Source organism: Enterobacter sp. Ap-1006, assembly GCF_011752835.1.
GTDB lineage: Bacteria > Pseudomonadota > Gammaproteobacteria > Enterobacterales > Enterobacteriaceae > Cedecea.
The window spans coordinates 284,199-305,425 of sequence record NZ_VWWU01000006.1 but is presented as its reverse complement, the minus strand read 5'-3'; the positions used below and the strand labels follow the sequence as shown (position 1 = coordinate 305,425).

General features: G+C 55.7%; 17 protein-coding genes. 4 read left to right on the top strand and 13 right to left on the bottom strand.

The window, feature by feature from the left end; translation table 11 throughout:
• Nucleotides 1-31: 31 nt before the first annotated feature.
• The 9 genes from F3J28_RS19215 to F3J28_RS19175 form a co-directional block, all read right to left on the bottom strand.
• Nucleotides 32-1,219 carry an MFS transporter gene (locus tag F3J28_RS19215; protein WP_166878848.1) on the bottom strand — a complete coding sequence of 396 codons (1,188 nt, stop codon included), beginning with the start codon at nt 1,217-1,219 and terminating at the stop codon, nt 32-34.
• 202 nt (nt 1,220-1,421) lie between these two features.
• Nucleotides 1,422-2,429 carry a dipeptide ABC transporter ATP-binding subunit DppF gene (dppF, locus tag F3J28_RS19210; RefSeq protein ID WP_166878845.1) on the bottom strand — a complete coding sequence of 336 codons (1,008 nt, stop codon included), beginning with the start codon at nt 2,427-2,429 and terminating at the stop codon, nt 1,422-1,424.
• Nucleotides 2,426-3,409 carry a dipeptide ABC transporter ATP-binding protein gene (gene dppD, locus F3J28_RS19205; RefSeq protein ID WP_008457613.1) on the bottom strand — a complete coding sequence of 328 codons (984 nt, stop codon included), beginning with the start codon at nt 3,407-3,409 and terminating at the stop codon, nt 2,426-2,428. The genes dppF and dppD overlap by 4 nt, the downstream gene beginning before the upstream one ends.
• Before the next feature lie 10 nt (nt 3,410-3,419).
• Complete coding sequence (dppC, locus tag F3J28_RS19200; RefSeq protein ID WP_166878842.1) at nt 3,420-4,322, bottom strand: dipeptide ABC transporter permease DppC; 903 nt, start codon at nt 4,320-4,322, stop codon at nt 3,420-3,422.
• Nucleotides 4,323-4,331: 9 nt separating this feature from the next.
• Entirely contained in the window at nt 4,332-5,351 is a 1,020-nt protein-coding gene (gene dppB / locus F3J28_RS19195) for a dipeptide ABC transporter permease DppB (protein WP_008457609.1), read from the bottom strand.
• A 174-nt stretch (nt 5,352-5,525) separates the two neighbouring features.
• Nucleotides 5,526-7,133, bottom strand: a complete 1,608-nt coding sequence (dppA, locus tag F3J28_RS19190) for a dipeptide ABC transporter periplasmic-binding protein DppA (RefSeq protein ID WP_008457607.1) — start codon at nt 7,131-7,133, stop codon at nt 5,526-5,528.
• Between the two features lie 618 nt (nt 7,134-7,751).
• Entirely contained in the window at nt 7,752-9,434 is a 1,683-nt protein-coding gene (gene eptB / locus F3J28_RS19185) for a kdo(2)-lipid A phosphoethanolamine 7''-transferase (RefSeq protein ID WP_166878840.1), read from the bottom strand.
• A gap of 192 nt (nt 9,435-9,626) precedes the next feature.
• Entirely contained in the window at nt 9,627-11,303 is a 1,677-nt protein-coding gene (locus F3J28_RS19180) for an LTA synthase family protein (protein ID WP_166878837.1), read from the bottom strand.
• A gap of 272 nt (nt 11,304-11,575) precedes the next feature.
• Nucleotides 11,576-12,784 carry an L-lactate MFS transporter gene (locus F3J28_RS19175; RefSeq protein ID WP_166878835.1) on the bottom strand — a complete coding sequence of 403 codons (1,209 nt, stop codon included), beginning with the start codon at nt 12,782-12,784 and terminating at the stop codon, nt 11,576-11,578.
• A 359-nt stretch (nt 12,785-13,143) separates the two neighbouring features.
• On the opposite strand from F3J28_RS19175, the gene tag reads away from it, so the two are divergent.
• Together tag and F3J28_RS19165 are read left to right on the top strand one after the other, a co-directional pair.
• Nucleotides 13,144-13,707 carry a DNA-3-methyladenine glycosylase I gene (gene tag, locus F3J28_RS19170; RefSeq protein ID WP_166878832.1) on the top strand — a complete coding sequence of 188 codons (564 nt, stop codon included), beginning with the start codon at nt 13,144-13,146 and terminating at the stop codon, nt 13,705-13,707.
• Nucleotides 13,704-14,165 carry an N-acetyltransferase gene (locus F3J28_RS19165; RefSeq protein ID WP_166878829.1) on the top strand — a complete coding sequence of 154 codons (462 nt, stop codon included), beginning with the start codon at nt 13,704-13,706 and terminating at the stop codon, nt 14,163-14,165. Before tag ends, F3J28_RS19165 begins: the two co-directional genes overlap by 4 nt.
• Here F3J28_RS19165 and F3J28_RS19160 read toward each other — a convergent pair.
• The gene (locus F3J28_RS19160) at nt 14,113-16,443 is read right to left on the bottom strand and encodes a molybdopterin guanine dinucleotide-containing S/N-oxide reductase (protein ID WP_286178350.1); all 2,331 of its coding nucleotides are present in this window, start codon (nt 16,441-16,443) and stop codon (nt 14,113-14,115) included. The genes F3J28_RS19165 and F3J28_RS19160 overlap by 53 nt on opposite strands.
• A 154-nt stretch (nt 16,444-16,597) precedes the next feature.
• Between F3J28_RS19160 and F3J28_RS19155 the strand changes: the two genes are divergently transcribed.
• The gene (locus F3J28_RS19155; protein ID WP_166878824.1) at nt 16,598-17,260 is read left to right on the top strand and encodes an OmpA family lipoprotein; all 663 of its coding nucleotides are present in this window, start codon (nt 16,598-16,600) and stop codon (nt 17,258-17,260) included.
• A gap of 171 nt (nt 17,261-17,431) precedes the next feature.
• Here F3J28_RS19155 and bcsG read toward each other — a convergent pair whose 3' ends face one another.
• From bcsG to bcsE, 3 genes are read right to left on the bottom strand one after another with little or no spacing between them, the layout of a single operon-like run.
• The gene (gene bcsG, locus F3J28_RS19150; RefSeq protein ID WP_166878821.1) at nt 17,432-19,114 is read right to left on the bottom strand and encodes a cellulose biosynthesis protein BcsG; all 1,683 of its coding nucleotides are present in this window, start codon (nt 19,112-19,114) and stop codon (nt 17,432-17,434) included.
• Complete coding sequence (gene bcsF, locus F3J28_RS19145) at nt 19,107-19,301, bottom strand: cellulose biosynthesis protein BcsF (protein ID WP_166878819.1); 195 nt, start codon at nt 19,299-19,301, stop codon at nt 19,107-19,109. Before bcsF ends, bcsG begins: the two co-directional genes overlap by 8 nt.
• Nucleotides 19,298-20,860 (bottom strand): cellulose biosynthesis protein BcsE, encoded by a 1,563-nt coding sequence (gene bcsE / locus F3J28_RS19140; protein WP_166878816.1) that lies wholly within the window; start codon nt 20,858-20,860, stop codon nt 19,298-19,300. Before bcsE ends, bcsF begins: the two co-directional genes overlap by 4 nt.
• Before the next feature lie 173 nt (nt 20,861-21,033).
• Here bcsE and bcsR point away from each other — a divergent pair, with 173 nt between their 5' ends.
• A complete protein-coding gene (gene bcsR / locus F3J28_RS19135) occupies nt 21,034-21,219 on the top strand; it encodes a cellulose biosynthesis protein BcsR (protein ID WP_038483072.1) in 186 nt (61 codons plus the stop codon).
• Nucleotides 21,220-21,227 lie beyond the last annotated feature (8 nt).

The window sequence follows — 21,227 nt, the reverse complement described above, 5'->3', positions numbered from 1 at the left end:
GCGGCAGGGTTTTGTTTATCCACGTAAACAATCATCCACATTGTTTAGCGCTAATCATCCGGCTGTGCAAGGAGAGGCCGAAAACCAGCGTGGCTGAGAGCATCAGCGCCCCGCCAAACAGCATGGCGCTGCTTACGCCGTGCCAGTCCACAACTTCACCGCCGATCAGCGCACCTGATGCCAGGGCAACCTGAATCACGGTGACCATCAGCGCCTGACCTGCTTCCGGCGCGTCCGGCACCGCTTCAAACATCCAGTTTGTCGCGCAGACCGGCACGGCCCCAAAGGCCAGGCCCCACACCAGCACCATTACCGTGGCGCCCGCAAGGCCGCTAAGCAGTGGGGAAACGAGCAGGATAATGGCCAGCATCGCCGTCGCCAGAATGAAGGTCCCGCGCAGGCTGCGCTCCGCCAGGCGTTCCCCGATAAAGGTACCCAGCAGGCCAACTGCGCCGTAGGCCAGCAGCTGGAAAGTGATCGCCGACGGGCTGAGCACAAAGACCTGCTGCAGCAGCGGACGCAGATAGGTGTAAGCCGAGAAATGGCCCACAAACAGCAGCACAATGGCGATAAGCCCAATGCGGGCCATAGGCAGGCGCAGCGGAGACAGCAAATCCTGAACGGTGAGCGCCCGGCCAGCTGGAACGGAAGTCAGCAGGCGAAACTGGGCCAGCAGCGTGATGGCGGCTAAACAGGCGCTGGCAAAGAATGCCGTACGCCAGCCGAACAGGTCGCCGATTAATGCTCCGGCGGGGACGCCGCACACCGCGCCGACGGACACGCCGCTAATGATCAGTGCCACGGCGCGCCCCTGGCTCGCTTCCGGCACAAGGTGACGGCCATAGTTTATCGAGAAGGACCAGAACCCGCCGACGGAGATCCCCAGCAGTACGCGGCCCAGCAGCATCATCGGGAAGTTAACGGCCAGGGCGGACACCAGATTTGAGACAACCAACAGCAGCGACAGGCCAAGCATCAGCAGACGACGGTCGAGGCTGCCGGAAGCCAGACTCAGGACCGGGGCCGCGACGGCGGCAACAATGCCTGGCATGGTCACCATCAGCCCGGCGGTGCCGGTGGAAATATTCAGGGAAGGTGCGATGTTGGTCAGCAAACCGATGGGGAGAAACTCGGTGGTAACCATGACAAAGCAGGCCACGGTCAGGGAAAAGACCGCGATCCACGGGGATGTTGCAGGTTTATCTTTATTATTCGACATAGTATTGCGCTTCCGCAGAGACATGCATGAGTGACAGGGATCACAATTTACTCAGTCAGCGGCGGTGGATAAATGCAGGATTTATGATTTCACTGTTTCTGTGGGGGAATAATACGGGAGTCTGCCTGGTTTTCTTGGAAAAAATAAATTAATCAATGTGTTGTGAAAAAACCCTCTCCTTTTAAGGAGAGGGTGAAAACGATTAACGCAGTTCCCCATTAATATCCTGATCAACCGCGAAACACGCCACCAGCTGGCTATTGCCGTAGTCTTTCAACTGCGGCTGAAGCTGGGTGCATGGCCCGAAGCGACGGCTGCAGCGGGCGTTAAAGGCGCAGCCCGGCGGCGGGTTCAGCGGGCTTGGCAGCTCGCCGGTCAGCTTGATGCGTTCGCGACGTTCGTCCGGGTTCAGGCGCGGCGTGGCGGACAGCAGCGCCTGGGTGTACGGGTGGCGCGGGTTAGAGAAGATCTGCTCTTTGCTGCCTTTCTCCACGCAGCGGCCCAGGTACATCACCATCACTTCATCGGCGATGTGTTCCACTACCGACAGGTCGTGGGAGATGAACACGTAGGACAGCCCCAGATCCTGCTGCAGATCCATCATCAGGTTCAGTACCTGAGCACGCACCGACACGTCGAGTGCGGAGACCGGCTCATCGGCAATCACCACGTCCGGGTCTAGCATCAGGCCGCGAGCGATAGCGATACGCTGGCGCTGGCCGCCGGAGAACATGTGCGGATAGCGGTCGTAGTGCTCGGTTTTCAGACCCACTTTCGCCATCATCTCCAGCGCTTTTTCGCGGCGCTCGGCTTTGCTCAGGCTGGTGTTGATTTGCAGCGGTTCTTCCAGGATCTGCCCCACTTTTTTACGCGGGTTCAGCGAGCCATATGGGTTCTGGAAGACGATCTGGATTTTCTGCCGGCGCAGCTTTTCCGCCGAGGCGTCCGGGATCAGCAGATCCTGGCCCTGGTAGTAAAGCTCCCCGCCGGTCGGCACTTCGATCATGGTCAGCAGGCGGCCGAGGGTGGATTTCCCGCAGCCGGATTCACCGACGACCGCCAGCGTTTTGCCGCGTTCGAGGGTAAAACTCACGCCGTCCAGCGCTTTTACCAGGCGTTCAGGAGCGAAAAAGCCCTTCTTCACCGGGTAATGTTTTTTCAGGTCGATGGCCTGCAACAGCGGTTGCGTGGTGGCCTGTGGGGTACTCATAGGGTTGGCCTCCCGGCATCATCGAGTGGGTAGTGGCATTTGGACTGACGCCCGTCTGCCAGCAGGGTTAACGCTGGCTCTTCGCTGCGGCATTTGTCGGTCGCATACGGGCAGCGTGGGTTCAGCAGGCAGCCGTTCGGGCGATCGTATTTGCCCGGTACTACGCCCGGCAGCGAGGCCAGACGGGCTTTATCCTGAGCAAATTCCGGCAGCGCACGGAGCAGAGCCTGGGTGTACGGGTGGCGCGGCGCGCGGAAGATATCGTGGGACGAACCCGCTTCCACAACCTGGCCTGCGTACATCACGATGATTTTATGGGCGGCTTCGGCAACCAGCGCGAGATCATGAGTGATCAGGATCAGCGCCATGTTCTCTTTTTGCTGCAGCTCCAGCAGCAGTTCGATGATCTGCGCCTGAATAGTTACGTCGAGCGCGGTGGTTGGCTCATCGGCGATCAGCAGCTTAGGACGACAGGCGATCGCCATGGCGATCATCACGCGCTGGCTCATCCCGCCGGAAAGCTGGTGCGGGTAAACGTCGAGACGTGAAGCCGGGTCAGGAATACCCACCTGGGTCAGCAGGTCGATTGCGCGCTGGCGGCGGGTTTTCTTGTTACCACCCTGGTGCACCTTAATGGCTTCCATAATCTGGAAACCGACGGTGTAGCACGGGTTCAGGCTGGTCATCGGGTCCTGGAAGATCATCGCCACTTCGGCGCCCACCAGGTTGCGGCGCTCTTTCTCAGAAATGCGCTTCAGATCCCGGCCGTTGAATTCCAGTTTTTCCGGCATCACCCGGCCAGGGAAGTCAATAAGCCCCATAATCGCCAGCGAGCTGACGGATTTACCGGAGCCGGACTCGCCCACGATACCGACAACCTGCCCCTGATCCACGCTATAGCTGATGCGGTCCACGGCACGGAACGGTGCGTCTTCGTCGCCGAAATGCACCGATAATTTATCTACATTTAATAACGCCATCTCGAACCTCTTACTGCTTCAGTTTGGGATCGAGCGCGTCACGCAGACCGTCACCCATCAGGTTAAATGCCAGCACCGTTAGCAGAATCGCAACCCCTGGGAAGGTCACAACCCACCAGGCACTCTGTGCGAACTGCAACACGTCGGCGAGCATGGTGCCCCACTCCGGTGTCGGCGGCTGCGCACCCATGCCGAGGAAGCCAAGGGCGGCCATATCGAGAATGGCGTTCGAGAAGCCGAGCGACGCCTGAACGATCAGCGGCGCAAGGGTATTCGGGAAGATATTCACAAACATCTGGCGAACCGGGCCAGCCCCCGCCACTCGGGAGGCGGTCACGTAGTCGCGGTTAACTTCCACCAGCACCGCAGCACGCGTTAAACGCACATAGTGCGGCAGCGCGACGAAGGTTAGCGCCAGCGCGGCGTTACCGATGGACGGGCCGAAGATAGCCACCAGCACCAGTGCCAGCAGCAGGCTTGGCAGTGCCAGCATGATATCGACCACGCGCATGATGATGTTGTCGACCACGCCGCCGAAGTAACCGGCGACCAGGCCCAGCACAATCCCCATCACCAGCGACAGGACAACCACCAGGCAGCCGACCAGCAGCGACAGGCGAGCGCCGTACATCAGGCGGGAAAGCACATCGCGACCGACGTCGTCGGTGCCGAGGATGTAGCTCCAGCTCCCGCCTTCCTGCCATACCGGTGGGTGTAACAGCGCGTCGCGGAACTGCTCCGCTGGCGCATGGGGCGCGAGGAAGTTAGCGAAGGCGGCGATGAAGATCATTATGGCGACGTACACCAGGCCGATCACCGCCCCTTTATTGCGTTTGAAGTAGTGCCAGAACTCCTGGAAAGGCGTCATCGGCTTGGGTGCTGCCACCACTTTGTTTTCTGTCAGTTGCGTCATGATGGCCCCTTATTTCTTATGGCGTATACGCGGGTTCACCACGCCGTACAGCAGGTCTACCAGCAGGTTGACGAGGATAATCATCGTCGCCACCAGCAGCACGCCGCCCTGGACTACCGGGTAGTCACGACGCTGCAGAGCGTCAATGAGCCAGCGGCCAAGACCCGGCCAGGAGAAGATAGTTTCCGTCAGGATGGCGCCCGCCAGCAGAGTACCGACCTGCAGGCCGATAACCGTGACGACCGGCAGCATCGCGTTGCGCAGGGCATGAACCACGATCACGCGCATGCGGGTCAGACCCTTGGCGCGAGCGGTACGGATGTAGTCTTCGCCCAGCACTTCCAGCATGGAAGAGCGGGTCATACGCACGATAACCGCCAGCGGAATAGTGCCCAGCACAATGGCAGGCAAAATCATGTGGGCGACGGCGTCAATAAAATCACCCGGCTGGCCCCAGATAGCGGTATCTATCAGCGCAAACCCGGTGAGCGGCAGGGAGTCATCCAGGAACACGGTGTCGCTGATGCGCCCGGACACCGGCGTCAGGTTCCAGTGCACCGATACCAGCATGATGAGCATCATGCCCCACCAGAAAATTGGCATGGAATAGCCGGTCAGCGCGAGGCCAACGGCGGTGTGGTCAAAGATTGAACCACGCTTCACGGCGGCCAGAACGCCCACCGGAATGCCGACGGCAACGGCGAAAATCATCGCGCAGATGCCGAGTTCCAGCGTCGCTTTAAAGCGCGGCACGAACTCGTCCCAAACCGGGAGGCGGCTCTTTAATGAAATGCCCAGATCGCCGTGCATTACGCCCCAGATGTAATGGAGGTACTGCTGCCACATTGGCTTGTCGAGACCCATCTCGGCCAGCAGTTGGGCATGACGCTCAGGAGAAATACCGCGCTCTCCGGCCATAATCATCACCGGGTCTCCGGGGATCATATGCACGAAAGCGAAGGTGAGTAGGGTAATACCTATAAACGTGGGGATGACTAACCCCAGTCGTCGGAGGATGAACTGCAGCATATCCCGGATTCTCTGTAGTGACGGAAAGCCTGGTAACTGTTCCGTCTGTATTGCTCACAAATGTTTCCCCCTCTCCCTTTGAGGGAGAGGGTCGGGGTGAGGATGGACAACGCCAATACCCCTCACCCTAACCCTCTCCCCATGGGGGAGAGGGAATAAAGCACGTTACTTTTATTATTCGACGGACACGTTTTCGAAGTGGTGTTTGCCCAGTGGATCAACCACGTAGCCTTTAACTTCTTTACGTACTGGCTCGAACACGGTGGAGTGAGCGATGATCAGCGCTGGTGCCTGATCGTGCATCACAACCTGAGCCTGTTTGTACAGTTCAACACGCTTGTTGTGGTCGTCGGTGGCGCGAGCCGGCTGAATCAGATCTTCAAACGGCTTGTAGCACCAGCGAGAGTAGTTGGAACCGTCTTTCGCTGCGGCACAGCTGAACAGGGTGGCGAAGAAGTTATCCGGATCCCCATTGTCGCCGGTCCAGCCCATCATGACGGCCTGGTGTTCACCGGCTTTAGCACGCTTCAGGTACTCGCCCCACTCGTAGGTCACGATTTTGGCGGTCACGCCAACTTTCGCCCAGTCAGCCTGAATCATCTCAGCCATGCGGCGAGCGTTCGGGTTGTATGGACGCTGAACTGGCATCGCCCACAGGTCAACGGTGAAGCCTTTGTCCTGACCCGCTTCTTTCAGCAGCGCTTTCGCTTTTTCAGGATCGTAGGTGTAGTCCTTCACGTCATTGTTGTAGCCCCACATGGTTGGTGGGATCAGGTTTTTAGCCGCGGTGCCCGCGCCCTGATAAACGGCTTTGATGATCGCTTCTTTGTTCACCGCGTAGGTCAGCGCCTGACGTACTTTCACGTCGTCAAACGGCTTCTTCTCGGTGTTGAAGGAGAGATAGCCCACGTTCAGGCCAGCCTGTTCCATCAGATTGATGTTCTTGTCTTCTTTCATGCGGGCGATGTCGGCCGGGTTCGGGAACGGCATCACCTGACATTCGTTTTTCTGCAGTTTGGCGTAACGCACGGAAGCGTCTGGTGTGATGGAGAAGACCAGGCGATCGATCTGCGGCTTGGTACCCCAGTAGCCCGGGAAGGCTTTATACAGAATACGGGAGTCTTTCTGGTACTGCAGCAGCTGGAATGGACCGGTACCGATTGGGTTCAGGTCTGTTTTTTCCGGAGTGCCGGCTTTCATCATGTTGTCCGCATATTCTTTAGAAAGAATAGAGGCGAAGTCCATGGCCATGTCCGCGAGGAACGGTGCTTCTGGACGCGCCAGCACGAACTGCACGGTGTTATCGTCGACTTTCTTGATCTCGGTGATCAGGTCAGGCAGGCCCATACCTTCGAAGTATTCGTAGCTGCCGCCAGAGACTTTGTGATACGGGTTGTCTTTGTTTTTCTGACGGTCAAAGGAGAATACAACGTCGTCGGCGTTGAAATCGCGAGTCGGTTTGAAGTCTTTATTGTCCTGCCACTTCACGCCTTTACGCAGGTGGAAGGTGTAGGTTTTACCGTCCGGGCTAACGTCCCATTTTTCAGCCAGGCCTGGGATGATTTCGGTGGTGCCGGTTTTAAATTCCACCAGACGGTTATAAATCGGTACGGAGCTGGCATCGTAAGTCGTGCCGGAAGTGAACAGCTGTGGGTTAAAGCCCTCTGGGGAACCTTCTGAACAGTAAACCAGGGTTTTGGCTTGTACGCTTGCTGCAACGGTCATGGCAACCAGGCTCAGACCAAATTTCAGCATCCCTGACTTCTTCAAGGAAATACTCATTATTCTGCTCCAATTATGTGTCGTGTTGTGTTTTGTAACCGTCTGACCATTGTTATTTGTGGGTGGTCGGTACGGTGTGCCCGGAGGCGGTGGTGAGGCTAGCAGTTCCTTTCGCGAGTCATGCATGGAGGTAGCACAGACGGTCCGTAAATAGCCCCTCTCGTCCTACAATCTGTCAACAGATTAAGGAAACGTCAATACAGGTCACGGGGATTTACAAGCAAGGTGGGATTCGGCGGGCAAAGATTAAAAAAACCTTCCGGGGACATTTCCAGCAGAGAAATTTATGCTACAGGCTTGTTACCAGAATATTGCACTGCTTAATTTGCAACCTATAGCGCGAACCGATTGTCCGGAATAGGTAAAATTTTGTGTTAAACGATGAATTGTTGCACGATTTATTTTGTGATCTGCATCGCTCACAGCGGAAAATGCTGTCTGCCATCATAAGCGGCGGCGCAAAAAACCACGCTTTTCCATAACCAAATACGATGAATTAATCGGGCCTGGCAGAGGCAAAACTGGCAGAAACTGAGGCTAATAAACGGCGAGGTTCAAAATATAAAAACACTCCGTAGCACGGAGTGTTTTATTTAATTGTTGGATGCGGCGTGGATATTAATTCACGGCTTTATCCGGCACGTGGCACCAGTTGTTATTCTGATTAATCCCGCCGTTAGGCGAGGTGTAGCCCAGGCAACCGAGAATGGTGTCGAACAACTCAACGTGGCGATGCGGTACCTTCATTGCTGCCTGGTCTTGCAGATGTTTAAAGGCGTCGGCAGCCGTTGGATTGGCCAGGTATTTATCCGAGGCCCAAACCAGCAGCGGGACGCGGAATTGTTCCGGCGGTGCCATTTTACGTGGCGTGCCGTGCAGGTGCATGGAGTCGCTGATGGATTCGCCGTGGTCGGCGGCGTAGAAGACTATCGCTTTCTTATCGCGAAGCTGGTCGAGCACGCTGTCTATCATCGTATCGACATACAGGACCGAATTATCAAAGGCGTTAATCAGCATCTCCTTTGAACAGCCTTTGCCAATATCAATGCATTCTGGCGTCCATTTCGCAAAGCTGCGCGGGTAGCGCTGGGCATAGGAGAAGTGGGAACCTTTGGTATGCAGAATGATCAGATGTTTGCCGTCAGGATTCTGCTCGAGGGATTGCTTCATCTCATCCACCAGCAACATGTCGTCCACGGTTTTACCGCGATTGCGGGGCTCGGCGGCGATTTGTTCGCGGAAGGCAAGGGTGTCCGGCATGGCGTTTTTGTAGAACCAAATTTCGCTCTGCATGGCATAAAGGTCGGCGCTAAACCCCAGCTGTTTTAAGACCGCGAAGATGTTTTGCTCTTTCAGCGTACGCTGAGGGTTATCTTCCGCCCCACCTTCGCGGACGAACATGCAGCGCAGCGAGAGTTTGGTGGCGGTATCGCAGGACTCCCCGCGGAAAGCGACCAGGTTTTTCTCTTTGGCGAGGTTTGGCGTGGTGTCACGGCCATAGCCCAATATTCCCATATGATCCCAGCGCGTGGTTTCGCCAATAATAAACACCACATAAGCGTCGTCCAGCCCGGGCGGCGTGACGTAGGTGAACTTTTTCGTCGGGTTCATCAGCGAACCGTTGCCGGTGGATTCGTCGGCATTCGCCCAGGCAAAAAGCCCCAGGGAAGAGACCCAGTTGACCGGTACATAGGAGCTTGCCACCACGCCGCCGTAGCTTGCCATATCCGTCGTTGACCCATGCTCATCGTCGGACTGCATTTCACCCAGCATACGCAACGGGGCCCAGACCAGCAGGCCCGCACAAAGCAGGATAGCGATGTTTTTGATGCGCTGGCCGGGGGTTTTCAACTGCTGAAGCAGCGTGTCCTGGGCGCTGTTGATCCAGATAAGGAACAGCGGGATAGCGCTGACCAGCGTCATCCAGATGGCAAAGTGGTAGCCGACAACTTCTTTAGAAAGATCGATATCGGTGGTCATTACCGAGGCAATAATGCCGTAGCCAATCACCACGTTGAAGAAGGTCATGTAGTAGCTGGCGGCCACGGAACATAGCACCACGAAGGAGGCCAGTACCCGCCAGAGATTGCGGCCAAAGAGCGACAGCAGGCGTAACAGGAAAAACGTCACCAGCAGGCAGGCGAAAAACTCTGCGGCGGCGGCCAGGCCCTTCCAGGCGATGAAGAGCTGGGCACGGCTATCAAAACGTTGGTAGAAAACAGAGATATTCAAAAACCAGCCAATGTATACCCCCAGCAAGAGACACAGTTTTTGCTGGGATAATGTTTTTATGTAATTCATGCAGGGCATCCAGGCGATATGAAAATATAAGCGCTATTCAGACCGTGGAGTCGCCAGCTAGTTCTGAAAAGCTTGTGAAACGAAGAGGATTCCTGGCGAGAGGGCAAAATTCGAAGGAAATGGCCGGTTTTTAACATAAAAAGACCCCAGTTTTAGGCCGGGGTCTTTTTGCCGTCTGCTTAGCAAAGAGAATCAGGGCTTCGAGGCCGCATGCAGTTCATCGTAGACATAATGCCTGTAGCTATTAAACAGCGTTGTGTCCGGGCAATCATTCAGCCTGCCCTGGCACAAATGGCGCATGTCAATATTGGCCTGATAGAACGGCGACACTTTTAGCTGGGCCTGTTCGAGCAATATGCCCCCAAGGAAAGCGATGTCGGTGATGGCGCCCAGGTCAGCCACCGGCGGGGCATTAAAATTATCCCGCAGGCTGAATTGTGAAAGATGGACCGGATCATCCTGTTCCGTGGTGTAGCCATTGGCCCAGTCTATGGCTGGCTGGTGGTCGCCAAAGTACATAAACATGGTCGGACGCGGGCGTTGGTCAACAAACTGGAAGAAGTCAGCCAGCGCGGTTTCTGAGTTTTTAATCTTTTCAACGTAATGGCTGAATTTCCCGGCGGCATCCTTATTCTTCATCGCCGACGTGAGCTGGTAATCATCGGTATGCCCTGCGTCATAAGGGCCGTGTTCATACATCGTTAAGGCATAAACAAACACGGGTTTATCGGTGTGACTGGCAAGGAGCTTTTTAACATAGCTCAGGACATCTGCGGTGGGAATGTGCCACAGGTTATCTGCCAAATCCCCCGGGTAGCCCAACTCCTGCGGCTGGATAATTTTATCCACGCCCATCATGGTGTAGGCGTGACCGGCGTTATAGGCCGATTTGTTGAATGGCGTCAGAACCACGGTGTAATAACCGTTGTCTTTCATCTGCTTAAACAGGCTGTCGTTGACGTGATCGACCGCGGAATAAAACACCGAATTTTTCAACGCCCCGAAATCATCGCTGCGCATTCCGGTTAAGGCTGCGAACTCTGACAGCCAGGTGCCGCCCCCGAAGGTTTGCACGCGCATCAGCGTGTGGGCTTTCACCTTACTGTCCTGCTCAAACATAGAGAAGTGCGGCAGTAATTGAGGATCAGGCACTTTATACAGGCGCGGATCCACCGTTGATTCCTGCAGCAGCAGAACGATATCAGGCTTCACGCTGGCTGAGGCGGTTGTCTTGTTATTCAGCGCCGCCGCGCGGGAAATAAATTCCTGAGACGTTGCCTGAGGGAACGTTGGCGCGTCATAGCTGGCCTGGATGCCTGACAGCGCCAGGTTTGACAGCACGCCGGTTCCGCCAGGCAGTTTGGTGGCCCAGTCGTGCTGATTCTTCAGTACGCTGTGGCTAAGCGTCGACGCCGAGCCCAGCATCACGCCGAGGGCAATCAGCGGGGCTAGCATCCCTTTCCGGCGAGGTACGGCGCGCCAGCTGATAATAATCGTCAGGATAAGCAGCGCTATCATTGCCGCAACGGCGATGCCGGCGGAAGGATAATGCAGCAGCGTGCCCGCATTGGCCGGATCGGCCATCAGGTAAAAATCGCTAAACAGCAGCTGGTCTTTGTAATAGTGGACCTTAAGCTGGTTACAAAATTGCAGCAGGATCACCAGCAGGCTGCTGGTCCCGACGGCAAAAATGACTCTGGCGGAGAGTAAATAAAACAGCCCGCAGGTAAAAATGAAGGCACTTGCCGCGATAACAAGAGGGTAGATATCGCGCGGAGAGTTACCCGCAATGATGATCAGGGCTGCAATAAGAAGCAATGTGACATAAAGATATGTCCAGAGCGATTTTCGGCTGGTTTTTTGTACCATGATGCTCGTTTCTCTGTGGGACTGTTCTGGATAGCAAATGTTGTCTTAGGAGAGACATCCCTCTGCTGGCCTGACGCGTGAAAAGAGGATAAGGCGGTTAGAAGGGGATTTATCCTGGCCGGGATAATACAGCTTGTGGTGAAAAAGTCTCCCCAAAGACGGTTATTTCATTGCTGTGGTTGTGTTTTTGTTTGAAGAGGGCAAACGAGGCGGGGATGAACTGCGTTAAGGCCGCCCTATTCGGCGGCCTTAATATGGGTGTGACGAGGCTATCAGGCGTGGGCATGCTTGTGATTGAGTACGGCGCGTACCGGCTGGCGAATCGTGGTGGAAATTGCCAGCGACAGAATCAACAGCGCGAAGATAACGCAGAAGGTTACGTAGAAGCCGCCGAACAGCGAGGCGATGATAGAGCCGCAGATACTGCCGATGCCGAAGCCCAGGTAAATCACGCCGTAGTTTTTGGTCAGATTGTTCAGGCCAAAGAATTCGCTGACCAGCGAAGGGTAAACGGTGATGGTGCCGCCAAAGTTAAAGGCAACGCAGGCGATGGCCGCAAAGAAGGTGGCTTCGTTGAGTGGGGCAAACAGCAGGGCCGCCATACCGACCAGAGAAATCACCTGACCAATAGTTATCACGCGGATACGGGCAATTTTATCGGACAGGATACCGAGCACCAGGCGGCCGCTAAGGTTAGCAATGGAGATAACGGTGACCGCGTTGGCGGCGGACATTGCATCCAGGTGAACCATGCCCTGAGCGATATCTTTTGCAACGCCGATAACGTACAGGCCGCTCATGCAGGCGGTGAGGAACATCAGAGCCAGCATCCAGTATTGCGGCTGGCGCATAGATTCAGCGAGAGTGAAATCGGTTTTTGCCGCGCCGTTTGCGGATTTAGTTTCCTGCAGCGGAGCATCTTTCATCATGGTGGCGCCGAACAGCACCATCACCATCGCCAGGCCACCCCAAATCATAAAGGTGTTTTCCAGGCCGTAGGCCGCCAGCAGGTGGGTATCAATGTATTTAAAACCGAGGCTGCCGAGGCCATAGGCGCCGATGGAGAAGGCAGAAATCAGGCCTTTACGTTCCGGGAACCACTTCACGCAGTTCGACAGCGTCAGCAGGTAGCCAGCGCCGTCCGCCAGGCCAACCAGCACGCCCGCCGTGAGCCAGAGCATCATCAGGTTGTTGGCATGTGCGGTGAAGAACAATCCGGCTCCGAGCAGCACACCCGCCGCCATGGTGACTTTACGCACGCCAAAGCGGTCCTGCAGTTTGCCCGCCACGGAAGAAGAGATGGCGAGGCCAAGGCTCAGCAGGCCGAAGGAGAAGGCGACCTGGCTGATTGGCGCGTCCAGTTTCTGGGACAGCGCGCTGTTGAACAGGCTCCAGGTATAAACGGAACCCAGCGCGAACTGAGTAATGATGGTTCCGATGAGGGTTAACCAGCGAGTACGGTTGTAGGTGGCAGTGTTCATGACAGATGTCCTGCGAATCTAAGGGAAGTTATCTGCCGCCTACGATAGCGAAGCGCCGTTTATTCCAGGAAAAAACGGCATGAAATGCATGAAGAACGGAATGAAGTGCCTCTGAAACGGTATGAACGGCCTTCCCGTTGCACTTTATGTTTTGTTGGTTAGTGCTCGCTATCGTTGTGATGCGCGTATTTGCTGTATATCAAATGTTAAATCATAAATGAGATATAGTTAACATTTTGCAAAATTACCTGTGTTAAGTGCCCTTTCTTTGATCTCATTCAGGGTTGCGAAATATCCCGGATTCACTATTGTCAGAAAGTAAAATTTACCCGCGCTCGGCAGGTTACAGGGAGAGCTAAATGGAACGTTGTGGCTGGGTCACTCAGGATCCGCTGTATCTGGAGTATCACGACACAGAGTGGGGCGTGCCGGTTACCGACGGGCAGAAGCTCTTTGAGATGATTTGCCTGGAAGGCCAGCAGGCCGGGCTGTCGTGGATCACCGTGTTGAAAAAACGCGAAAATTACCGACAGCGTTTCAGGCATTTTGACCCCTATGCCGTGGCGTTGATTCAGCCGGAAGAGGTGGATGTGCTGATGCAGGATGCCGGCATTATTCGCCACCGAGGGAAAATCGAGGCGATCATCACCAACGCCAAAGCTTTCCTCGCGATGGAAGCTAACGGCGAGAGTTTCCCGGATTTTGTCTGGGGATTTGTCGACCATACACCTCAGGTGTCGCATGCCGCTTCACTCAGCGAGGTCCCGGCCTTTACACCGACATCAGATGCGCTGTCTAAAGCGCTAAAAAAACGTGGGTTTAAGTTTGTGGGGTCGACAATCTGCTATTCGTTTATGCAAGCCTGCGGCCTGGTCAATGACCATGTGACGGGCTGCTTCTGCCACCCTGATTTTCGCCAATGATCCAGCTGTTTAACATTGGGGAAATGGATGCACTCATGGCGCTCTGGCTGGAAAGTACTATCGACGGCCATCCGTTTATCCCGGAAAGTTACTGGTACGAAAGCCTCAACCTGGTACGCAATGTCTATATTCCTCAGTCAAAAACGTGGGTTTATCTGCACCAGCAGCAGATGGTGGGGTTTATCAGCGTGATGGATCGGCAGTTTATCGGCGCGCTGTTCGTGGCGCCTTCTTTTGCCGGGCAGGGGATCGGCGGCGAATTGCTGGCGAAGGTGAAGGCGGAATACCCGGCCTTAAGTCTCGAGGTGTATCAAAAAAATCGCCGGGCGGTGCATTTCTACCACCGCCACGGCTTTCATATTGAAGAGAGCGCCTGGCAGGAAGAAACGCAGCACCCGACGTGGATTATGAACTGGCAGGCGGATCAAACGCCGTCACGACAGGGGCAGGACCAGTAAATTTCTCCGCCCAGACAAGGGAGTTATTTGCCGCGCAGCCGTTGGCCAGCCGCGAAGACGGAATATCCATGGTGAGGACGTTAACCGCGCCGTTTTTACACAGCCGATCTTCATCCAGATCGGGCCATGCGCCCTGGTGGATACACACCACGCCGGGCCTGATGCCATCGGTTACCTGAGCGCCAACCAGCACCTGCCCGCGAGCGTTCCATACCCGCACTAAATCTCCGTGAGCGATGCCGCGCGCTTTAGCGTCAATCGGGTGCAGCGTGATAGGCTCTCGCCCGGCGATGGCGTACCGGTCGCGCAGTCCGGCATAGTTCAGCTGGCTGTGCAGGCGGTGAGCCGGATGGGATGAAAGTAGCTGTAGCTGGCCGGAGGAGGCATTGCCCTGCCATTCGTCTGGCGCCAGCCAGCTTGGGTGCGGCGGGCAGTCGGCATAGCCAAAGCTGGCGATGCGCTCAGAGTAGATCTCAATTTTACCGCTCGGCGTTTTGAGTGGGTTTGCCTCAGGATCGTCCCGAAAAGCGGCAAAGCGAATAAATTCGGCATTTTTCGCATTTTCTGGCATTTCTATCAGTTGGTTAGCTGCCCAGAATTCACTGAAATCCGGGAGCTCGATCTGCTGCGTAGCGCCACGCTGACGGGCGATATCATAGAATGACGCCAGCCATTCAAGCTCACTTTTCCCTTCGCTGAACCGTGCTTCACCGCCGGATTCCCATCGTTCGCTTAGCTCGGCAAAAATATCAAAGTCATTTCTCGCTTCTCCCTGCGGGGCGACGACCTGTTTCATGGGGACCAGATGCTGATTGCTGTAATCACCGGTCATCGTCATGTCGTTCCGCTCGAACGAAGTGGTCACCGGCAGAACGATATCGGCGTGTTTTGCCGCTGCGGTCCAGAAGCATTCGGAGATAACGATCAGCTCAGGCTTTTGCCAGGCTGCGGCAAGGCGGTTGGTGTCCTGATGATGGGTGAAGTTACTGCCGCCGGCCCACCACAGCATACGAATGTCCGGGAAGGTGTGCCGTTGCCCGTTGTGCTGGTAATCCCTGCCGGGGTTTTCCAGCGCTTCGACGATGCGCGCCACGGGGATTTTCTCCACGGCATCGGTGCCGCCCTTAAGCGATCCCTGCAGGGAACCGAGAACCGCCGCGCTGCGGGTTGGGTTGCCGCCGTTGGCGAAGTGGTAGGAAAGGCCAAAGCCGCCTCCCGGGGTGCCAATCTGGCCCAGCATGGCGGCCAGCGTGACCAGCATCCAGTGTTTCTGTTCGCCATATTGCTGGCGCTGCATACCCCAGCCCGCCATCAGCATGGTGCGCTTGCGGCTGAAAAGATCGGCCAGTTTTTCGATGGTTGTCGCGGGGATGCCGCAGATCTCAGCCGCCCAGGCCGTGCTTTTAGGCGTCCCGTCCGTGTTGCCGAGCAGGTAAGCTTCAAATTTGTCATAGCCATAAGTGCAGCGGGCAAGGAAGGTAGTGTCGTGCCTGCCGCGAATGACCAGCGTGTGGGCAATGCCGAGCATCAGCGCTACGTCGGTCCCCATATGGGGGGCGATCCATTCGGCTCGTTCCCCGAAGAAATCCACCGTTTCAGAGCGCATCGGGTCGATGGCGACGATCGTTTTGCCGCTGTTTTTTAGCTGTTCGAAGAACTTCACGCCCTGTTCGTCGCTGGCATTCCAGGCAATCTTCAGCGTGTTGAGCGGGTTCGCGCTCCACAGCACCACGACTTCGCTGTTCTCAAGCAGCAGCGGCCAGCTGGTCTGTTGCTGGTAAACCTCGTTAGAGCCCACCACGTAGGGCATGATCACCTGCGCAGCACCGGTGGAGTAGTCGCCGGAATGCCCGGTATAGCCGCCCGCGAGGCTCATGTAGCGCTGAAGCAGCGTGGAGGCTTTGTGCAGCACGCCGTTGGATCGCCAGCCGTAGGAACCAGAGAAAATGGCCGCCGGACCGTGGCTCTCGCGAATGCGCTTGTGCTGCTGGTGAATCAACGTCAGGGCATCATCCCAACTGATGCGGACATAGTCATCTTTACCGCGAACTCCCTGCGGCTTATCCGGGGAGGCCAGAAACCCTTTCCGGGCCATAGGAAACGCCACGCGAGCTTTGCTGTGAACCTGGTCGGGCACGGCACTTTGTAGCGAGTTTTGATGACCGGTTTCAAGCGCGCCGCGAGAGTGGTAAACCCGTTGCCCGTCGGTTTCGACCAGCATGGGGCCCCAATGTGCGGCGGTGAGGATCTGTTTACGTGCAGGCGATGTATAGGCCAATTTGGGCTCCGCGATGGCAGGTGCTGGGCTGTACGCCCGCGTATTTATGTTCATTATTCAGAATTCTTACCGGAATTTTCTACACGATTTGCCGTCATAATCAATCGCCGGGCGCATATCCGGCAAAGGATGAATAAGGATAGAAGGAAATAAGATGAAAAAACGCGTCATGATTATCGCCGCCGTCGTGTGTGGCACCTTCGCGGTTTCCGGCTGCACCACCAATCCGTACACCGGCGAAAGCCAGGCCGGAAAATCTGGCATAGGTGCCGGGATTGGCTCGCTGGTTGGGGCGGGCGTGGGGGCACTTTCGTCATCGAAGAAAGATCGCGGCAAGGGCGCGCTGATTGGCGCCGCGGCTGGTGCAGCCCTCGGAGGCGGCGTCGGTTACTACATGGATGTGCAGGAAGCTAAGCTGCGCGACAAAATGCGCGGAACCGGCGTGAGCGTGACCCGCAGCGGCGATAACATCGTGCTGAATATGCCGAACAATGTCACCTTCGACAGCAGCAGCGCCACCCTGAAACCGGCGGGTGCCAATACACTGACCGGCGTGGCGATGGTGCTGAAAGAGTACCCCAAAACGGCGGTTAACGTGGTCGGTTACACCGACAGCACCGGCAGTAACGAGCTGAATATGCGCCTGTCACAGCAGCGTGCAGACGGCGTAGGAAGCGCGTTGATTACCCAGGGCGTTGAGGCCAGCCGTATTCGCACCACCGGTGCAGGCCCGGCGAACCCGATCGCCAGCAACAGCACCGCGGATGGTAAAGCTCAAAATCGCCGCGTAGAAATTACCCTGAGTCCTTTGGGCTAACGTAATGTCCGGCAGTGGGCCTGGCAGCATCTCGATATGACGTCTTTTTCTTTCAGGAATCCATCTCGCTGAAGATTTAGACTTATTGCAGTTGTTGCACAGTATTTTCGATTTTCGCCATAAAAAAACCGGCGCACCAGGCACCGGTTTTTGATCTTCTAAACACAAACATTATTGCGGATACGGTACCCAGTCACCCCCGCTCAGGCGGACATAAGGCTTATCCTGATACTTCAGTACCACTGCCGTTGAGTTTTCCGAAACCGGGGCAGTTTGTGGCAGATTGCTGGTGAGCGCGCTCCAGTCCACCTGGTCGGCAACAAAGTTTTTACCGTCCACCGAGCGGGAAACCAGTTCTGAAATCGCCAGATAGCTGCTTGGCTGGTTGATTTCAATGGCATCGCCGCTGTGCGGTGCTTTCATGCCGATGAATTTCACGCCTGCCGGCACGTGGGTGATGTCAGGACTCGGGATGTCACGCAGCCCGGAAACCTGCATTTTATCGCCTTTCAACGCCGCGCCGTGCTCCGGCACAACCACCACCATTACTTTGCGGTTCGACTTCTCAAGCTCGGTCAGGAAAGAATCCAGCTCATCGAACAGCTTCTGCGCTCGCGCTTTATAGTCGGCTGTTTTGCTGTTGCCTGGGTAATGGTTACCGTCGTGCAGCGGCACCAGGTTGTAGAAGGTGGCCGTGCGCGGGTTCGCGCCGTCATTTTGCTCACCCTGCAGCCAGCGCTGCAGTACGGCGGTGTCGTCGTAGATTGGCGAATTATCAAATGCCAGCAGATTGCTCGGCAGCCCGCTTTGATCCATCAGTGGGACCTGAATCCCGCCGTTTTCCCGCACTTCTTTCAGGAAGTTACCGAATACGCCGTTGTGGTCCATCATCAATTGCTGCTTGAAGCCGAGACGGGCCAGGTCGTCAAACAGATAGCATTGATTGCCAGCGGGTTCATAAAGCCCTTTGTGAGACGACTGCCCGCAGCTCGCGCGGAGCAGGCGGATAGCCGCCGGGCCGCTGTAGGAGGTCGCCGAGTTGAAGTTCTTGAACAGAATATCGAAGTGTTTCCACAGCGGGTGTGAGCTGAGGCCTACCGCCTCGATGTCGGACCATGAGAGGGAACAAATATTGATGATCAGCAGCTCAAAAGGCTGTGCGTCAGCGGGCAGTGCGTCCGGGAATTTGGTCTGCCGTTTGGCTTCGCTGGCGTAGAAGTTGTTCAGCCAGGCGGTAATATTGTCGCTTGTCGGCGGGGCCGTTTGTGCCGGAATATCACCGGAAGAAGGTGCTGCAGTATTGGCGGCGGCCGTTGACCCGGCGGTACCGCTGGCGTTAACGGAGGCCGTTGTTTGTGATGCGGAGGGCAGTAAAGAGATAGCCGGGCCGGCCACCGTCAACACGTTGAGCCAGACCAGGATAGCCACGACAAACACCGTGACGCGAAGCCACTGGGAAACAAAAAGCCAGGCAACCAGCAGGACAAACGCCGCGCCGATCATTTGCCAGTTAATAAAGCGGGTTACCAGGTCGAGAAGATAGTCCGCACTGAAGCCAATGACCTGGCTCCCCTGGCTCATCATGCTGTCGAAGCCGGGCAGCCAGGTATCGTGCCAGAAAAGGCCGATCCCTACGGGAAGGGCTATCCAGTTACGCAGTTTGTGCAGCTTCAGCGGCGGCAGCGGGAATAACAAAAAGGCAAGAAAGACCAGGTTCGCCAGCGGGTGAAAATTCAGGTAACCGGTCCATAGCAAACCGAACTTCAACAGGAAGTAGTAGTTCCAGCCGCCCAGACCACGCCAGTACTGCAGAAAATGAGCCGGCGATTTTGCCGTTTGAGAGTGATTAGTCATGTTGATGGTCTGCCCTGGCGGAAGGTCGGCGTAGCGTCCCGGCCGGTTTAACATAGCGTGGTTTTAAAAACATCAGCCGCACCGTGGCGATAAAGCGAGGAAGCCAGCGGTGAGCGGTATAGCCCAGCGGAAAAAAAACTATCGCGCATAGCACGACGAGCTGAATGATGTCGGTGATGTTCATCATTGTGTCTGTTCCCTCGGGGTGTCATCCAGCAGCGTGACAGGCGTGGGCTGTCTGCGCCAGCTATGCCCTTCATGGCTGGCATGGCGAACGCTGTTCAGGTCGAGCGTGGCGGCCAGCGGTTTTACCCATTTTTCCGGGCGCATGGCCTGCATTTGGAGTATTTCGGCGGCGATTTGGCTGTCTTCAAACCACACCATGCGGTTGGTGAAAAGGTCGTTCACCGGCAGCGGGAAAATATGGTTCAACGCGGTATCGAGATCGTTAATACGGCAGAAGGAGAGGAACAGCATCAGCCGGTTTTCTCCGATGGTCACGATATCGCCCATGCGGTTTGGACGGCATAACGTCAGCACCTGCTCAACGCGCAGGCCCGGTACCGGGCGCAGTGCGACCATCACGCCTTTGCCATCCTCTGGCAGCAGGGCGTTGTTCATCAGCGCCCCGATACCGTTGCAGAAAACGTCCCATTTCTGATAACCGCGCAGTTTTAGCGGCTGCATCTGGTCGATCAGCACGGTAATGTCTTCCGGGACATGGCGAGTGAATTTCACACCCTGCACGCTTTCGATCATTGTCAGGCAGCGTGAAAGCGGCGCATTCCACGGAATGATTAGCGTGGCCCCGCAGCCCAGCAGAAGTCGTTCATCGGTGGCTCGCAGGCTGGCCTGGTTTTCCCGCACGATCAGTTTCAGCGCGCTGCCGCGCTGGCGGCGGAGGGCGTGAATCTGGCGGGCGATACTGTTGATTTGGCTATTCTGGGTGAGCGAGAAAATAATTGTGGCGGCCTGTGCAGTTCGCGCGGCGTCAAACAGTTGCTCATTGTTTTCGAAGAGCTGCCAGTTTTCCGACAGGGCAGGAGCACCTTCCAGAACAGCAATGTGGCTGAGGACGCTTTTTTCATCGCTGCGCGGCTGTGGCGCACTTTCGGCATCCTCTACAACCTGCCATGCCCCGTTTTGCCAGTGGACGTTGAGCTGCTGATCGGCAGTAACGCCTTTTTCATTACACCAAAAGGCGATGTCATAGCGATGGATATCGCTTTGCGCCCGCAGGCTGGCAAGCCCGGAAAGACTGCGATGCTCGCTGACTAATAATGAGAATTGTTTGTCATTGTTATTTCCAACATTAACAAAAAGCAGACTGCACTTATTGCGTTTAGTCCATTTTCCCATTACGGCGAGCCAATGACGTAAGTCCTCTGGGGAAATATTTTCCCAGACGTTATCCGAGCTTAAGAGTATAAAAAAGTAGTGTTCAGGATTAATACTGCACATGAGATCGCGGCGCAGCGCGTTTAGCCCATTGATGGATGAGGGCATGGTAAAAAGGCGTACTTTTTCTGGCCCTTTAGTCGGATCGAGCTTTATGGCTTGCCCAGACTTTGCTGACATCGAAATGACGGCAACCTTTGCCGTCGATTGTTGGGAGGCAACTGTCTGATTAACAATACTTATTGCATCATCCTGACTTTCTGCGTTCAGCCACCACACGCCCCCTGCGGGCATATGATTCAATTCGTTCCATAATGAACGGATGCCAAGCGAAAATATGGGTTCCATGGCGTCCCCTGGAGATAAATTAGTATGTATGTCAGTTTACTAGCGTAAGCTGAGAAAGAAACCTACCATTGAAAATAAACAGCATCAGTTTTAGCATTGTAAAACATTTTTCGTTTTCCAGGCATTTGCCGTTATCACTGCTGACGAAATCTGACCAAGAGATGACAACTAAAATGCAAGATGAAGAAACTGGCAATGCTCAGGAAAACAAGCTTGTTTATGCCTTCCAAAATGATTTTCTGGCGCTGAGTAAAGCATTTTCATTGCCCGAAATAGATTACACCGATATATCGCAGCAGGAACAACTGGCGGCGGCAATTAAACGTTGGCCGCTGCTGGCTGAATTAACGCAACAATAGGGAGTAGG

Excerpts from the sequence above, each read along its gene's own strand:
- F3J28_RS19175 (WP_166878835.1), bottom strand. The coding sequence starts at position 12,784 with ATGAACACTGCCACCTACAACCGTACTCGCTGGTTAACCCTCATCGGA.
- dppC (WP_166878842.1), bottom strand. The coding sequence starts at position 4,322 with ATGACGCAACTGACAGAAAACAAAGTGGTGGCAGCACCCAAGCCGATG.
- dppB (WP_008457609.1), bottom strand. The coding sequence starts at position 5,351 with ATGCTGCAGTTCATCCTCCGACGACTGGGGTTAGTCATCCCCACGTTT.
- F3J28_RS19155 (WP_166878824.1), top strand. The coding sequence starts at position 16,598 with ATGAAAAAACGCGTCATGATTATCGCCGCCGTCGTGTGTGGCACCTTC.
- bcsR (WP_038483072.1), top strand. The coding sequence starts at position 21,034 with ATGCAAGATGAAGAAACTGGCAATGCTCAGGAAAACAAGCTTGTTTAT.
- eptB (WP_166878840.1), bottom strand. The coding sequence starts at position 9,434 with ATGAATTACATAAAAACATTATCCCAGCAAAAACTGTGTCTCTTGCTG.
- dppA (WP_008457607.1), bottom strand. The coding sequence starts at position 7,133 with ATGAGTATTTCCTTGAAGAAGTCAGGGATGCTGAAATTTGGTCTGAGC.
- F3J28_RS19180 (WP_166878837.1), bottom strand. The coding sequence starts at position 11,303 with ATGGTACAAAAAACCAGCCGAAAATCGCTCTGGACATATCTTTATGTC.
- dppD (WP_008457613.1), bottom strand. The coding sequence starts at position 3,409 with ATGGCGTTATTAAATGTAGATAAATTATCGGTGCATTTCGGCGACGAA.
- F3J28_RS19165 (WP_166878829.1), top strand. The coding sequence starts at position 13,704 with ATGATCCAGCTGTTTAACATTGGGGAAATGGATGCACTCATGGCGCTC.
- bcsE (WP_166878816.1), bottom strand. The coding sequence starts at position 20,860 with ATGGAACCCATATTTTCGCTTGGCATCCGTTCATTATGGAACGAATTG.
- tag (WP_166878832.1), top strand. The coding sequence starts at position 13,144 with ATGGAACGTTGTGGCTGGGTCACTCAGGATCCGCTGTATCTGGAGTAT.
- F3J28_RS19215 (WP_166878848.1), bottom strand. The coding sequence starts at position 1,219 with ATGTCGAATAATAAAGATAAACCTGCAACATCCCCGTGGATCGCGGTC.
- bcsF (WP_166878819.1), bottom strand. The coding sequence starts at position 19,301 with ATGATGAACATCACCGACATCATTCAGCTCGTCGTGCTATGCGCGATA.
- bcsG (WP_166878821.1), bottom strand. The coding sequence starts at position 19,114 with ATGACTAATCACTCTCAAACGGCAAAATCGCCGGCTCATTTTCTGCAG.
- dppF (WP_166878845.1), bottom strand. The coding sequence starts at position 2,429 with ATGAGTACCCCACAGGCCACCACGCAACCGCTGTTGCAGGCCATCGAC.